This window comes from Kitasatospora sp. NPDC101447, from assembly GCF_044767225.1.
In the GTDB taxonomy this organism is placed as follows: Bacteria; Actinomycetota; Actinomycetes; order Streptomycetales; family Streptomycetaceae; genus Kitasatospora.
Genome location: NZ_JBIWNL010000038.1, coordinates 1 through 14,660, shown reverse-complemented (window position 1 = coordinate 14,660; position 14,660 = coordinate 1). Strand labels below are relative to the sequence as shown.

The window sequence follows — 14,660 nt, the reverse complement described above, 5'->3', positions numbered from 1 at the left end:
CAGCGTACCCCGCCCCCTGCCGGGACGGCCTCACACCGGCTGCGGCTCCAGGTCGCGGTTGATCCGCTTCCAGCCGCGCGCCGACACCGTGTTGGGGTGTTCCTCGCCGAACTGCCGGATCAGCTCGGCGATCGACCGCGCGCGCAGCTCGGCGGCCTGGGTGTGCCGGCCGGCCGTCCGCAGGGTGACCGCCAGGTTGGCCTCGCAGGCCACCGCGTCCGGGTGCTGCGCCGAGTAGCGCTCGCACAGGCCCTGGTGGGCGGCCCGGCCGAGTTGTTCGGCGAGCGTCAGCTGCCCGTCGTCGCCGTAGGCGTTGGCCAGGTTGATCATCGCGTTGAGGGTGTACGGGTGCTCGGGCCCGACCGAGCGCGTCAGGCCCTCGACGGTGAGCCGGCCGCGTTCGATGGCGCCCTGGACGTCGCCGCTGCCGCGCAGGTAGATGCCGAGGTTGTTGGCGCAGGCCAGGGTGAACGGGTGCTCGTCGCCGAACAGCCGCCGGTGGCCCTCGAAGACGGTGGAGCAGAGGTCGCGGGCGGCCTCCTTGTCGCCGAACGCGCTGTGGTCGGCGGCCAGGTTGAGCGCGCAGGCCAGCGCGTCGGGGGCGTCGGCGCCGTAGCGCTCCAGGTAGCGCTCGTAGGTCTCCTTGGTGATCCGGCGGGCCTCGGCGAGCTGGCCCATCCGGCGCAGCGAGACGGCCAGCGACTTGGCGTTGCGCAGGCTCTCCGGCAGGCCGGGGTCGAGCCCGTCGCCGAAGTCCGCGGTGACCTCCTGGAGCAGCTCCACCGAGCCGCGGTAGTCGCCCAGTTCACGCAGGTCGCGGGCGAGGGCGGACTTGGTGATGAGGGTGTAGGGGTGCTTGGGGCCGAGGACGGCGGTGCGCCGGTCGAGGGTCTCCTGGTCGAGTTCGCGGGCGGCTTCGCTCTCGCCGACCAGCCGGTAGTCGATCGCCAGGTTGTTCGCCATGGAGAGCGTGCGCGGGTTGTCGTCGCCGAACAACTCGCGGAACTGGTCGAGGATCTCGCGGTCGAGGTCGAGCGCGGCCTGGAACCGGCCGAGCGCCCGGCGATCGGCGCCGAGGGAGCCGGCCGTCATCAGGGTGTACGGGTGGTGCTCGCCGAGCAGCGCCCGCTGCCGTTCCAGGGTCGCCTCGTCCAGCGCCAGCGCCTCGGCGTAACTTCCCTGGGAGCGGAGGACGTTGGCCAGCTGGAAGCGCAGCAGCAGGGTCTGCCGGTCGTCCTCGCCGAGCTTGCTGGTCCACTCCGCGTCGAGGGCGTGGCCGAGGTCGCGGGCGCGGTCGAGCTCGCCGCGCTTCCACAGGTAGCGGACCCGGTCGATGAGCAGCTGGCGGGTGTCCGCCTCGTCGCAGTTGTGCGCCTTGGAGGGCGACAGGTGCGGCCAGATCTCGTCGAAGGCGGGCCAGTTGGCCGGGTCGTCGGTGTCGCCGAGGACGGGCCGGGCGCCGGTGAGGATGCGGTGCACCTCGTGGACGGCGACCTCCTGCTCGTCGGCGGTCATCCCGGCCCGGATCACCGCCTGGACGAGGCGGTGCACCTGGAAGCTGTTGCTGCCCGCGTCGACCTTGGCCAGCGCGTACCGGCCGATCGCCTGGATCACCTTGCCCAGCATGAACTTGTCGCTGAGGTCGGCGTCGTACTTCACCAGCGCCCTGATCATCTGGTCGCTGTAGAAGAGGTTCATCGAGATCGGCTCGGGTGCGAAGAAGGCGCACAGTTGCAGCAGCCGCACCGCCGCCGGGGACTGCTCGCGCAGCCGTCCGATCGAGACGTTCCAGGTCGCCGCGACCGGGGTCGGGTAGTCGGCGGGGCGGCCGACGGCCAGCGCGCGGGCGGCCTCGGCGTGCAGCTGGGCGACGTAGGTCTCCACCGGGGTGCCGGTGGTGTCCAGCCAGGCGGCGGCCACCTCGACGGCCAGCGGCAGGTCGCCGACCGCCTCGGCGACCCGGTCGGCGTCCGGCCGGGAGAGGCTGCGGGCGCGCCGGCACAGGTGCTCGACGCTCTCCCCGCGGGTGAAGACGTCGACCTCCAGGGCCTCGGCGTGCCCGGTCCAGGCCTGGTTGCGGGAGGTGACCAGGATGTGGCCGGAGCCGCCGGGGAAGAAGCGGCGGATCTCGGCGGGCTCGTCGGCGTTGTCGAAGATCAGCAGCCAGCGCGAGGTGGGCACGCCGCGGCGCAGTGCCTCCCGGGCGGCCTCGGCGGCCTCGGTCACCGAGTCGCCGACCCGCAGGCCCAGCCGGCGGGCGAGTTCGGCGAGCGCCGGGGCGACCAGCTCGGTCTGCTCGGCGTCGATCCACCACACCAGGTCGTAGTCGGACATGAAGCGGTGGGCGTACTCCAGCGCCACCTGGGTCTTGCCGACGCCGCCGAGCCCGTACAGGGTCTGCGGGGTCGGCAGGACGGCCGCCATTCCGCCGCGCAGCTGGTTGCGCAGTTGCTCCAGGACGGCGGAGCGGCCGGTGAAGGAGGGGTTGCGGGGCGGGACGTCCCACACCGACGGCTTGCTGCCGGGGAAGCGCGGCCCGCCGTTGGGGGCGTCGTCGAGCGGCGCGTCGCCGCGGCCGAGCGCGCGCAGCAGGCTCTGGATCGACTGCGTCTCGTCGCGGCCGACCAGGTCGACGGGGTTGCGGTTGCTGAACGGCGCGGTGAGCCGGACGTCGCCGACCCGGACGGGCAGCAGCTGGCGCCGGGTGCCGGACGGGTCGGAGCTGACCACCGACTCCCACAGCGCCCGGGCCTGCGGGGAGCGCTGGTAGGCGGGCGAGAGCACGGCGACCGTCCGGAAGGCGGAGTCGATGCCGCGTTCGGTCTCCTCGCGCGGGTCGGTGCCGGCGCTGAGGTCGCGGGGCAGCACCCGGAAGCCCGCCCGGGTGAGGACGGACTCGATCCAGTCCGCCCACATCCGGTCCTCGGGGACGTAGGAGAGGTAGAGGTCGGCGGGGACGGACGGGCGGCGGCGGGTGAACGCGTCCACGTAGCGCAGCCGTACCGCCTCGTCCACCGGCGGCAGGCCGGAGACCCGTCCCTCGGTGATCGTGGAGGTCAGCCGCTCGCAGGCGGCCAGCATCGAGGTGGGCGTGCCGGTCTGGTCGCCGAAGGTGGCCAGGATCTCCTCGTAGGCGTAGAACGGCCGGTACGGGATCTCCACCGAGCCCCAGTACTGGGCGAGTTCCTCCCCGCCCAGGCCGGTGGGCAGGCCGTCGAAGCGGACCCGGGCGAGCGCGCGGCCGGCGTCCGCCTTCTCCTTCTCGCCCTCGTCGATGCGCATCGGGACGGGCAGGATGCGGATGCCGCGCTCGCGGTAGCGGTCGTGGATGTGCTGGGCGATCCGGGAGGCGCCGTCGATGGACTGGTCGCTCAGGGTGAAGCAGACCACCAGGTCGTCGGGCATCTGGACGGTGCAGATCTCGGCGATGTCGGACAGGCCGGTGCGGGAGTCGATCAGCACGTAGTCGTAGCGCTTGGCCATGTCGGCCTTGAGGGCGTCGAAGAACTGCCCGCCGTCGAAGCGGTCGTAGAAGATGTCCCAGTCGAGGTGGGTGACGGCCTCGGAGTAGTCCCGGTTGAACTGGCCGGCGGAGAGGAAGTCCAGGCTGCCGCCGGCCGGGAAGTGCGGCCAGGTGAGCGACAGCGCGTGCGGGTGGACCCGGGCGAAGTCCAGGTGCCAGCCCTCGGCGTGCTCGACCGGGCGCAGCGCCTCCTCGCGGTACTCGGCGATCAGGTCCATCATCCCGGTGGTCCCGGCGAGCGAGGCCGGGTCGAGGAAGGGGTGGAAGAACTTGGCCAGGCCGGGCGCCTCCAGGTCCCAGTCCACGGTGAGCACCCGGAAGCCGTTGGCGGCCAGGATCCAGGCCGTGTTGGCGAGGGCCATGGTGCGGCCGGTGCCGCCCTTGTAGGAGTAGAAGGTGATGATCCGGCCGTTGCGGTCCTGCTCCGCGGCCTGGCGCTCGGCCTCCCGCCGGTCGGCCAGGTCGGCCGCGGTGAGGCCACCGAGGCGGAGGTTCCTGGTGCGGTTCTCGGTCATCGGTTTCCTCGTCCTCCCAGGGGCGCCATCCCGTCATCGGGGTCATCGCCGTCGTCGCGGTACGGGTCGTGCTCGCGGTACGGGTCGTTGCGGTGGCCGGTGCGCTCGCCGGGGCGGTCGCGGTGGCCGGGGTCACGGTGGCCGTCGTCCCGGGCGCCCCGGCCGTTGCCCTGGTTCCGGTCCTCGTCGAAGGGGTCCGGCCCGGATCCGTCCGGTCCGTAGCCGCCTCCGCCGCGCCGGAACGCGTCGCGCAGGCTGGGCCTGGGCGGTGGCGGTTCCTCGGGTTCGGCCCTGGTGCGTCCCTCGAAGGCGTACTTGGCCTTCATCGCGGCGCGGGGCAGTGCGTCGTCGAAGTCCTCCAGCGAGTGCAGCCCGGTCGGGCCGGTGGCGCCGAGGAAGCTGGGGCGGCTCGCGCGCCGGGTGATGCGCAGGGCGTCGTCGCTCAGGTCGCCCAGTTCACCGGCTTGTTCCTCGCACTCCGGGTCGTCGGCGTTCCACGGTTCCAGGACGCTCACCCAGGTGGCGTCCGAGCGGTCGAAGCGCCGCACCAGCTCGCGCCGGTGCGGGTCGCGCAGCGCCCACCGGTCGAGCAGCAGCAGGCCGGGGGCCTCGGCGTTGCCCCCGAGGATCGACTCGACCTCGTCGTCGAACTCGTGCACGGTCGGCTGGAAGCCCAACTGCCGTGCCAGCCGGACGGCGTGCTGGGCGATGGGCGAGCCGACCGGCCGGTACGGGTGCCAGTCGGTGCGCCGCTCGCCGTAGTAGTCGGGGTTGCGGTCGGCCGGCAGCTCGCCCTGGTGGTAGGCGAGGACGGAGATCCGCAGCTGCTTGGTGGGCGCGGTGACGTTGAAGGCGCTGGGCAGGGCGTTGAATTCGAGCCGCCGCCCGATCGGGATCACGGTCTCCTCCGCCACCTGCACGATCCGGGCCGCCAGGCGGTGCACGGCCAGCTCGTACGCGGAGCGGAAGTAGCTGAGCTTCATCAGGGCGTAGAGGCCCTCGGTGGCGTAGTCGGGGCCGAAACTCGCGTGGTTGAACTGGAGTTCACTGGCCACCTTGGGCAGCCGGTAGCGGCTCATCGGCGCCCACAGCACGGGGACGATGCCGCTGGTGCGCTCGGAGTCGAGGTTCGCCGGGTAGACGGGGCGGCGGGTGAAGGCGTGCCACTCCTGCCCGCACGGCACGCTGTTGAAGTACCGGGGGGAGTAGAGCGGGACGAACACCCGGCAGCTCGCCAGCTCGTCGGACAGCCGGTCGGCCCACAACTCGCCCTGGTGCATGGACTCGTCCATGAAGCCCACCGGCACCCCGTCGGGCACGGTGGTCAGTTGGAGCACCGCTTCGCAGAGGTCCCGGTACAGCTGCCGGACCCAGTGGTTGGGGTCGCCGGCGCCACGCGCACCGGCTTTCGGGGTGTGCGCGTAGGAGAGGAAGAAGTACGGCCGGGTGTCGTCCTCGTCCCAGCCCCGGTCAGTCACACGCGCCTCCCCCGGGCCCGTCGGCAACCTGCCTCCCGCAGCCCCCGTGCGGCGGGGCTTCAGTGTAGGAACGACTGACACCCCAATGGAATAGCACAACGACCCGCACGAATTGACATGACCGAAACGATGCTGCTGCCTCCGCTGCAGGAGCAGTACCCTCGCTCCGCTCCTCGGCCCGTCCGCCTCACGCGGTGTAGCGGGCGGCCAGGGCCCGTACCGTGGCGGCGATGCGGTCGCGGAGTTCGGCCGGTTCCAGTACCTCGACGTCGGTGCCGAGCCGCAGGAACTCGCCGTGCGCGTGGTCCACCGACTCGATGGGCACCCGGGCCTCCGTCCGGCCTCCCCCGGCCGCGGGGGCCACGCCGAGGCGGCGGGCGCCCTCCGGGGTGAGCCGGACCAGCGCCTCCCCGGTGTGCAGCCGCGCCCGGAAGTCGTCCAGGTAGTCCGCCCAGTACGCGCCCAGGTCGAACCCGTCCGGTACGACGAACTCCTCGTCCTGCTCCCGGAGTCCGATGATCTGATCGACCCGGTACGTCCGCAGCCCGGCCGGCCCGGCCGCGACCAGGTACCAGCGCCCGGCCTTCAGCACCAGCCCGTACGGCTCCACCCGTCGCTCGACCTCCTCCGGCGCCCGCCAGCGCCGGTACCGCAGGACCACCGCCCGTCGCGCCCACACCGCGGCGGCGACACCGGCCAGGTGCGGGGTGTCGTCCGCGTCGCCGTACCAGCCCGGGGCGTCGAGCAGGAAGCGCTCCTGGATCCGCCCGGCCTGCTCGCGCAGTCCGGCCGGCAGGGCGGCCCGCAGCTTGAGCTGGGCGGCGGCGAGCGCCCCGCCGAGGCCCAGCTCGGCGGCGGCACCCGGGAGCGCGGCGAGGAAGGCGGCCTGCGCCTCGTCCGCGGTCAGCCCGGTCAGGCGCGTCCGGTAGCCGTCCACCAGCCGGTAGCCACCGGCGTGCCCGGCGTCGCCGTAGAGCGGGATGCCGGCCGCGGCGAGCGCCTGGACGTCCCGGTAGACCGTACGGACGGAGACCTCCAGCTCCCCCGCCAGCTGCTCGGCCGTCATCCGGCCGCGGTTCTGCAGCAGCAGGAGCAGGGTGACCAGCCGACTCGCGCGCATGGCGCCAGTATCCACTGACGGGGGATGTCAGGGGACCACCCCTAACCTGCGGCGCATGACCATCGTCGAGCTCCGCCAGTACACCCTGCACCCCGGCGCGCGGGAAACCCTGATCGAGCTGTTCGAGCGCGAGTTCGTGACCGGGCAGCAGGCGGTCGGCATCACCGTCGGCGGCCGCTTCCGCGACCTGGACGACCCGGACCGCTTCGTCTGGCTGCGCGCCTTCCCCTCGATGCCCGAGCGCCGTCGCGCACTGGAGGCGTTCTACGGCGGCCCGGTCTGGCAGGCGCACCGCGACGCGGCCAACGCCACCATGGTCGACAGCGACGACGTCCTGCTGCTGCGCGGCCCCGGCTTCACCCCACCGCCGGGCACCCGCGAGGTGCTCGCAACCGTCTGCCGCCTCGGCGCTCGCCGTCCCGATGCCGATGTCGAGGTCGATGCCGGCGCCACCGCTGCCGCTGCCGCTGCCTTCGAGGCCTATGCCGAAGGGAATCTGAGCCCGCATCACGCGCTGCACCGCACCGAGCACGCCGAGAACGACTTCCTCCGGCTGCCCGTGCGCACCGGCGAGGACGTCCGCCTCTGGTTCGGCCCCGCCGCACCGGCGCCCTGGCCCCTCCGGCGGCTGCGACTGGAGCCCGTGACGCCGTAACGGCGGCCCGCAGAGCGTTCACCCTCATCCCATTGCAACGCAAGGGGTGAGGGTCGTTGCGTTAAGCCTGCGCCCAGCGCAACGATTTCTCCGTCTTCACCTGCAGCGATGGCCATTTGAAGCAACGAAGCTGTTGCCTGATCTTTGAACGCAACGTAGCTTTTCCATCGTCAGAAACACCGACGAACACCGGAGAGCACGATGCAGACCTTCGACACCCCCGCCGCGATCACCGCCGTCCTGAACGTCCCGGCCGGCCGGGTCCAGCTGATCGCCGCCGACCGCCCCGACACCACCGTCGAGGTCCGCCCGGCCGACCCCGGCAGGAACCGCGACGTCCGCACCGCCGAGCAGACCACCGTGACCTACACCGACGGCGTCCTGAGCATCCGGGTGCCCGAGGCCGGGAACCAGCTCCTCGGCCCCGGTTCGGTGGAGGTCACCGTCCAGCTGCCGGCCGGCTCCGACGTCGAGGCCGAGGCCGCCTCCGCCGAACTGCGCGTCGTCGGCCGCCTCGGCGCCCTCGCCTTCGACGGCGCCTACCGCCGGATCAAGATCGACGAAGCCGCGAGCGTGCGCCTCACCGCCGTCGACGGCGACGTCGAGATCGGCCGCCTCACCGGCCCCGCCGAGATCAGCACCGCCCGCGGCGACATCCGCATCACCGAAGCCCACCGCGGCACCCTCGCCCTCAGCACCCAACTCGGCGACATCACCGTCGACACCGCCCCCGGCACCTCCGCCGCCCTGGACGCCGCCACCGGCCACGGCCGCATCACCAACGCCCTGCGCAACGACGGCACCACCACCCTCGACATCCGCGCCACCACCGCCCAGGGCGACATCACCGCCCGCAGCCTCTGACCCCCTCCCCCCCTCCGTCCCCAGCGGCCACAGGAAGGCACCCCATGAGCACCGAGACGACCGCCCGCCCGTCCGCCTGGACCGGCACGGTCCCCGTCGACGACACCACCCTCGCCGTCACCGACACCGGCGGCCCCGGCACCCCGGTCGTCTACCTCAACGGCTCCTACGCCGACCGGTCGCACTGGAAGCGCGTCATCGCCGAACTCGGCGACGGCTACCGGCACATCACCTTCGACGAGCGCGCCCGCGGAAAGTCGGGGACGTCCTGCGACTACTCCTTCGAGTCCTCGGTCCGCAGCCTCGACGCCGTCCTCGCCGCGCGGGGAGTCGAGAAGGCTGTCCTGGTCGGCTGGTCCTACGGCGCCATGCTCGCCGTCCACTGGGCCGCCCGGAACCCGGACCGGGTGCTGGGGGCGGTGTCCGTGGACGGCGCGATGACACACGAGTGGCTCGACGAGGCCACGAAGGCCCGGATCCGCAAGCTCTTCCGCCGTTTGAGCCCGCTGTTCCCGATCTGCCGCCGGCTCGGCATGGCCGCCCGGATGAGCGCCGCCCAGCACGCCGAGATCAACATCGAGCTCAACGAACTCTGCGCACCCGCCGCCCTCGACCCGGTCTTCGACCGCATCACCGTGCCGACCCGCTACGTGCTGGCCACCGGCGGCAACCTGGGCGGCGACGCCGAGGTGATGGAACGGCTCCGCGCCGGCCTCGGCGCCGTGCTCGCCCGCAACCCGAACATCACGGTCAGCGCGAAGGTCCCGAGCAACCACTCCAAGATCCTGCGCAAGGACTTCCGGGCCGTCGCCGCCGCGGTCCGCGAACTCGCCTGACGGTGCCGGAATCCGTCACGGCGTCATCGGCCGCCCCCACCCGTTACTCCCTACTCCCTGCCCCGCGCCCCGGCGTTCCGGGGGCGCGGGGAGGCGGGCTGCGGTCGGGCCTCGGGAGGCAGCCGCGTCAGGGGGACGTTCCCTTCGGGCAGCGGCGAGTCCGAGAAGTAGCCGATCCGCTGCGGTGCACCTCCCGGGCTCCCCGCAGGTGCCAGCGCCAGTGCCGCACCGACGGCTGCGATCGCCACGACCGCCTTCAGATCCCGCGCCACTGTTTCCTCGACCTCCAGAGACACACCGAGCACGCAGAGCGATGCCAGTTATACCCTGCGCGCTCGGACGGCCGCGCCCCCGCCGGCGCGGGCTCAGGTACGGGGACCCGTGCGGGTGCGGGTGCGGCGCAGGATCCGCTCCGCGAGGTCGACGGACTCCCGGACCGGGATCAGGCGGCAGTCCGCGCCCCCGATGTGCGCGGTGGTGATTCCGCGGGCGGCCTGCAGCACCTCCTCGCCGAGAGCGCCGAAGTGGAGGTCGTCCAGGTCGGGTGCCTCGAAGGCGGTCCACCCGTGCTCCCCCACGCAGCGGTACTGGCGGACGGCGACGTCGGGCATCCGCAGGTCGGCCAGGTGGAAGGCGGTGAAACGGTTCATCGGTACGCCGATCATCAGCACCCGGGCGTCCAGGTCGTAGAGCCGGCCCAGCGGGGAGTCGAAGCCCAGGTGGCACTCGTCCGGGTGACTGCCGGTGATCTCCTGCGCTCGACGGCCCACCGCCGCCCAGGAGGTCTGCGGGTGGCGGCTGCGGCACGCGCCCCGGTACGTCCGGATCGCCTCCGACAGCCTTCCCATGGTGGGTGACGCGGGGGTGGCGGCCGGGTCGAACCTCGGCATCCCGGCCAGGTAGTCGTCCACTTCCGCCGGGGAGAGACCGGCGGTGGCGGACTGGTGGATGCGCGAGGTGGCGGAGTTCTCGGGGGTGGCCGTGTAGGCGACCAGGGTGCCCTCGGGGCCCAGCACGTCCAGCAGGGCGTCGATCACGCCCGCGGCCCCGCCCGGCACCGGGCCGAGCGCGCGCAGGGACGCCTGGACGTGCAGCACCGTGCCCGCGCGGACCCCGAGGTCGGCGAACTCACGCGAGAGCGGGCGGACATGAGGACGGACGGCCGGCGTGACCGATGCGGCGACGGGTGGCCGGACGGGGTCTGCGACGGCGACGCTGCCGGTTCGCGGTTCGGTGAGGATGACGGTTCCCCGGGGTTGAGGGCCCCGGGGTGAGGGAGGTCCCGGGGCAGGGCGGAGTGGGAGGTCAGACTCCGGCCCGTTCCCGTCGCGCCCGGTCGGCCGCGTGCTCGGCGGCGGCGGGCAGCGGCAGGGCGAGCCAGGGTGCGACGGTGGCACGCATGCCGTCGGCGAAGCGCAAGCCGGTCCCGGTCAGGGCCCCGGACTCGGTCAGCCGTTCCACGGCCTCGGCGGTGTACCGCCGCCAGAGCGCGAACTGTGCGCGCGCCCGGTCGGCGGCCTCGCCCGGCAGCCCGTCGTACGCCAGGGTTCGGGTGCCCCAGTACTCGGTGACGGCCAGGTGGGCGTAGGTGCCTTGGAGGAGCCCTTCGAGCGGCCGGGGGTCGGGCCGCCAGGGGGCGAAGTACAGCGCCGTGTCGGCGCGGTCGTACAGGTCCATCAGGTCGAGCACCGCGCCGAGTTTGACGTGCTGGAACTCGTGCGCGAGCAGCAGTGCGAGCGTCGGCGCGGTGGCCGGCCGGGCGATGCCGACCGCGCCGTACGCCTGCCGGGCCGCCGAGCTGACGTCCCGGCCTGCCGGGCCCGGCCGCAACGGGGTGACCGTCGTCAGTCCGGTCCGGATGCCCTCGGCGTACCCGGGCAGGTCCCGCCCGAGCAGCTCCCAGGCCTCGCGCAACGCGCCCGTCCAGTCGAGCAGTTCGCCGTCCGGCAGCCGGTCCGCCACCGGGTGGTCGTGGCAGTCGCGCATCGGGTCGGCGTCCTCCAGGGCGACCGTCCAGCCGCCGGCCAGCCGGACCCGCCGCAGCGGCTCGTCCAGGGCCGTACGCACCGTGCCGTCGCCGGCCCGCACCTCGAAGCCGTCCGCGCGCCCGGAGACCACCGCCTCGCCGTCGGGCAGGGCGATCCGCCCGAGCGTCGGCAGGTGCAGCCACCCGCCGCGCACCGGCACCGCGACCGCGTCCCCCCGTCCGGCCCGGACCGCGGCGGCCGCGGCCAGCGAGGCCAGCGGGCCGAGCCCGACCGCCAGGTCCCCGGCGAGCCGTCGGGCCGCCCAGGCTCGGGCGTACGGGTGCGCGAGGACGGCGTCGACGGCGGCGGGGGCCTCGACGTCCAGCTCCGAGAGCAGGGCCCACGCCTCGGGCCGCCCCTGTCCGGAGGCGTCCCAGGCGGCGGCCAGCATCGCCCGGGTGAGGGCGAGTTGGGAGCGTCCGAGCGCGGCCACCGTCTCCGCGCCGCCGTAGCCCCGCGCGAGTTCGTCGAGTTGTGACGACGTGAGCGCACCGGGCAGCAGCTCGGGTTCGGGGGCGGGCTGCTGCCCGCCCTGGGGCGGCACGGCAGCCGAACCGGCGCTCCCCGCAAGACCGTTGATGAACGTCATGAGATCACCGCAGTAGACGGAGGGATGGTCGAAGCTGCCTCCTCCATCGTCGCTCCGGAATCGGTGGGCGTACAGCCCGCCTCCGCAGGAGCGCACCACGGAGCAGGCGCGGCAGGCCTCGCTCAGTCCGGCCAGGCCGGACTGGCGGGCGGCGATGCCGGGGTGGCGGGCCAGGTCGTCGAGGCTGTGCGCGAAGACGTTCAGCCCGGTGGCGGGCGCGCCGTCGTACGCGGTCTTCAGGCTGTCGGCCTGCTCGAAGGTGCCGTCCGTCTCCAGGACGGCCAGGTCCGAGGGCTCCAGCCCGAGCGACTCGGTGAGGCTGGAGAACCCGCGCAGGGTCCGGTGCACGGATTCGAAGGTCCGGACCGCGAAGGGCCGCCCGTCCGCTTCCCACAGCCGGTGGACGGTCAGCAGCCAGTCGGCGTACGGGGTGGCGCCCAGGGCGGCGGGGCGCTTGGGCCGCTCGTCCCAGGTGGCGTGCGGGAGCAGGAAGTCGACGGCGGGTGGACGGAGTTCGGCCAGGGCGCGGTACACCGCCACCGGGTCGTTCTCGACGTCCATCGTGCAGAGCAGCCCGGCGAAGAGGTGCCGGAACTCGGGCTCGTTGAGCAGCGCGACCGCCCGCAGCACCTGCGGATGGCTGCTGCGCCCGTCGGCGAAGCGCCGGTGGCGGTCGTTGGCGGCCTTGTCGCCGTCCAGCGAGATGCCGACCTTGAGGTCCAGTTCCGCGAACAGCGTGCAGAAGGCGCGGTTCAGCAGCACACCGTTGGTGTGGATGCGCAGGTCGAGCGCACAGCCGGGCGGAAGCGCCGCCCGGAACGCCTCGGCGGCGCGGCGCAAGCGGTCCGGGCCGGCGAGCAGGGGTTCTCCCCCGTGCAGGACGACCCGGACGGCGGGCAGCCGGTGGGCGGCCGCGTGCTCGCCGATGCGTTCGGCGGCCTTGGCCAGGATCCCGTCCGCGATGACCTTCGGGCGGGAGCTCCAGCTGCGGTCCGCGTGCTCGTAGACGTAGCAATGGTCACAAGCGAGATCACATCTGCTATGGATCTTGACCACGAACTGCGTCAGGGGCAGCGGAGTTGACGTCGTCATGGAACTTTTCGGAGATCCGTTCGGATCGATCGGCTCGGTTGGTCCTGCCCGGCGGTACGGGCCGGGTCAGATCGAGGAGTTGAAGGCCGCGACCGGCACGAGGCCGGATTCCGCGCCGGGGAGTGCGCGCTGGAGGCGGGAGGCGAGTTCCTCTGCCCCGAGGGCGGCGAGATCGGCGAGGGACGGGCGTTCCGGCGTCTCCTGAGTGTCAGTGAGCTTGCCGGCCGGCCTGGTGCTGGTTACCGGAGTCATATTCGTTTCCTTAGGCGCGGTTAGGACCTGCCGAGGGTGGGTAAGCCCACCCAGTTGCGACCCAATGTAGTGCCCGCGGAGGCTCCGCGCGGCACGTTGTCGACTCACATTGGACTCACGTCGGGCCCGCCAGGCGGCCGACGTCGTACAACGGGCTCGGAGCCCCGAGTTTTTCACCCGGACAGCGGTCGCGCACTTCGCCCTGGCGCGCGCCGAAGCGCACCGCCGGGGTAAGCACCCGGGTAAGCGTTCGAGTCCTCCGGTTGATTCCCCCCACCCGCGGACGCCGGCCGGAGCACCGACCTCAGGCCCGCCGACCGGCACCGCCACCCAGTTCCCGCACGGAACGCACCAGCTCCTCGGTGAACTCCCGGCCGTGCAACGTCAGTTCACCACAGTGCAGCAGCGTGTCCGCAGCCGCCAGACTGTGCCCCCGCCACCGCACGAACTCCCGCTCCGCCCGGCCCGCATCCGCGCCCGCGGCAGCCTCCGCACACCAGAAGTCCGCGACCCCCAGGTGCGCGTACGTGCCCTGCAGCAGCGCCCCGGCCGGCCGCAGGTCGGGCCGCCACGGGGCGTGGTAGACGGCCGGACCGTTGGGGCGGTGCAGCGGCACCAGGTCCAGCAGGGCACCGAGTTGGACGTGCAGGAACTCGTGGACCAACGCCAGTGCCAGCAGCACCGGCTCCTCCGGCAACGAGGCCGCCACCGCCCCGTACGCCCGGCGGGCCGCGGCACTGACCGCCTCCCCGCCGGGGGCGGGAGAGAGCGGGACGATCGTGGTGACACAGGCCGCGACCGCCTCCGCGTGCCGCCGGTGGCGGCGCACCAGGATCCGCCAGGCGCCGGCCAACCTCTCCTCCCAGCAGGCGAGTTCCGCGTCGGTCAGCGGCCCGGCCGGCGGGCGGCCGTAGTCCACCCGGCGCGGCCCGACGTGATCGACCGACGGCGCCCAGCGCAACCCGTCACAGTCCAGCACCAGCCTCCGGCCGACGTCGGCCCGGAGGAAGTCCCCCAACTCGCCCGGCCCGCCCGGCGAACCCTCCGCACCCGCCGCCACACCGCGCAGACAGTCGGCCGCCCAGGCATCCAACTCCGGCCGCAGCAACACCTCTTCCCACCCCGCCCGGTCCTCGCGCTGCAGCGCCCGCACCCGCGCGTACGCCTCGCGGTAGCCCTCGTGGTCCGGCACAGCCCGGCACAGCGCGAGCAGCAGCAACGCCCGCTTGCTCAACTGCCCCGCACGCAACAGCCGGACGGCCTCCGGCCCACCGCGAGCGCCCGCGATCGCCAGGAACGTCGCCCGGTCCACACCGTGCCGGGGCAGCCCGTCCGCCCCGCGCGCACCCGGCACCCAGGCCGCCACCGCCTCGTCCGTGCCCGCCACCACTCCTCCTCCTACGCCGCACCGCCCCCATCCGCTCGCAGTCTCCCCCCGCCACGCCGGACAATCCGGCCAACGGACACGCATGACCCGAACGGACGAACCCACCCCGCCGCACCCACCCCCGAAGCCGCCCCCAGCGCGAGTGCTCCCCCTCCCCCAGCCCTCACCCCCAGCTCCCCACCCCCCTCCCCAGCGAGAGTGCTCCCCCCTTCCTCTCCCCCCGCGAAAGGGACGCGCTGCGGGGACGGACGGGGGCGGCGCAGGGGGTGGCCCGGAGAGGGGCGTTGCGGGTGATTTTCAGACTGCCAACGGCGCCCGACCC

At 73.5% G+C, this 14,660-nt stretch carries 10 protein-coding genes; 3 read left to right on the top strand and 7 right to left on the bottom strand.

The annotated features are described in order from the left end of the window. Positions 1 to 30: 30 nt before the first annotated feature. The 3 genes from fxsT to ACIRST_RS34665 all read right to left on the bottom strand — a co-directional run bounded on the left by fxsT (position 31) and on the right by ACIRST_RS34665 (position 6,636). A complete protein-coding gene (fxsT, locus tag ACIRST_RS34675) occupies positions 31 to 4,038 on the bottom strand; it encodes an FxSxx-COOH system tetratricopeptide repeat protein (RefSeq protein WP_402807499.1) in 4,008 nt (1,335 codons plus the stop codon). Next, on the bottom strand, positions 4,035 to 5,516 hold the full coding sequence (locus ACIRST_RS34670; RefSeq protein WP_350524904.1) for a TIR-like protein FxsC: 1,482 nt from the start codon (positions 5,514 to 5,516) through the stop codon (positions 4,035 to 4,037). Before ACIRST_RS34670 ends, fxsT begins: the two co-directional genes overlap by 4 nt. 187 nt (positions 5,517 to 5,703) lie before the next feature. Beyond that, positions 5,704 to 6,636 (bottom strand): helix-turn-helix transcriptional regulator, encoded by a 933-nt coding sequence (locus ACIRST_RS34665; protein ID WP_402807494.1) that lies wholly within the window; start codon positions 6,634 to 6,636, stop codon positions 5,704 to 5,706. A gap of 55 nt (positions 6,637 to 6,691) precedes the next feature. Here ACIRST_RS34665 and ACIRST_RS34660 point away from each other — a divergent pair, with 55 nt between their 5' ends. From ACIRST_RS34660 to ACIRST_RS34650, 3 genes are all read left to right on the top strand, one after another. Beyond that, positions 6,692 to 7,291, top strand: coding sequence for an NIPSNAP family protein (locus ACIRST_RS34660; RefSeq protein ID WP_402807493.1), 600 nt, complete (start codon positions 6,692 to 6,694; stop codon positions 7,289 to 7,291). A 201-nt stretch (positions 7,292 to 7,492) separates the two neighbouring features. Continuing rightward, entirely contained in the window at positions 7,493 to 8,155 is a 663-nt protein-coding gene (locus ACIRST_RS34655; protein WP_402807490.1) for a DUF4097 family beta strand repeat-containing protein, read from the top strand. Positions 8,156 to 8,199: 44 nt separating this feature from the next. Further along, on the top strand, positions 8,200 to 8,991 hold the full coding sequence (locus tag ACIRST_RS34650; RefSeq protein ID WP_402807487.1) for an alpha/beta fold hydrolase: 792 nt from the start codon (positions 8,200 to 8,202) through the stop codon (positions 8,989 to 8,991). Between the two features lie 365 nt (positions 8,992 to 9,356). Here ACIRST_RS34650 and ACIRST_RS34645 read toward each other — a convergent pair whose 3' ends face one another. The 4 genes from ACIRST_RS34645 to ACIRST_RS34630 all read right to left on the bottom strand — a co-directional run bounded on the left by ACIRST_RS34645 (position 9,357) and on the right by ACIRST_RS34630 (position 14,338). Further along, entirely contained in the window at positions 9,357 to 10,088 is a 732-nt protein-coding gene (locus tag ACIRST_RS34645) for an aminoglycoside N(3)-acetyltransferase (protein WP_402807485.1), read from the bottom strand. 208 nt (positions 10,089 to 10,296) lie between these two features. Next, positions 10,297 to 12,699 (bottom strand): FxsB family cyclophane-forming radical SAM/SPASM peptide maturase, encoded by a 2,403-nt coding sequence (locus ACIRST_RS34640; RefSeq protein ID WP_402807483.1) that lies wholly within the window; start codon positions 12,697 to 12,699, stop codon positions 10,297 to 10,299. A 66-nt stretch (positions 12,700 to 12,765) separates the two neighbouring features. Beyond that, positions 12,766 to 12,951, bottom strand: a complete 186-nt coding sequence (locus ACIRST_RS34635) for a hypothetical protein (RefSeq protein WP_350524897.1) — start codon at positions 12,949 to 12,951, stop codon at positions 12,766 to 12,768. A gap of 304 nt (positions 12,952 to 13,255) precedes the next feature. Beyond that, positions 13,256 to 14,338, bottom strand: a complete 1,083-nt coding sequence (locus tag ACIRST_RS34630) for an aKG-HExxH-type peptide beta-hydroxylase (protein WP_402807481.1) — start codon at positions 14,336 to 14,338, stop codon at positions 13,256 to 13,258. Positions 14,339 to 14,660 lie beyond the last annotated feature (322 nt).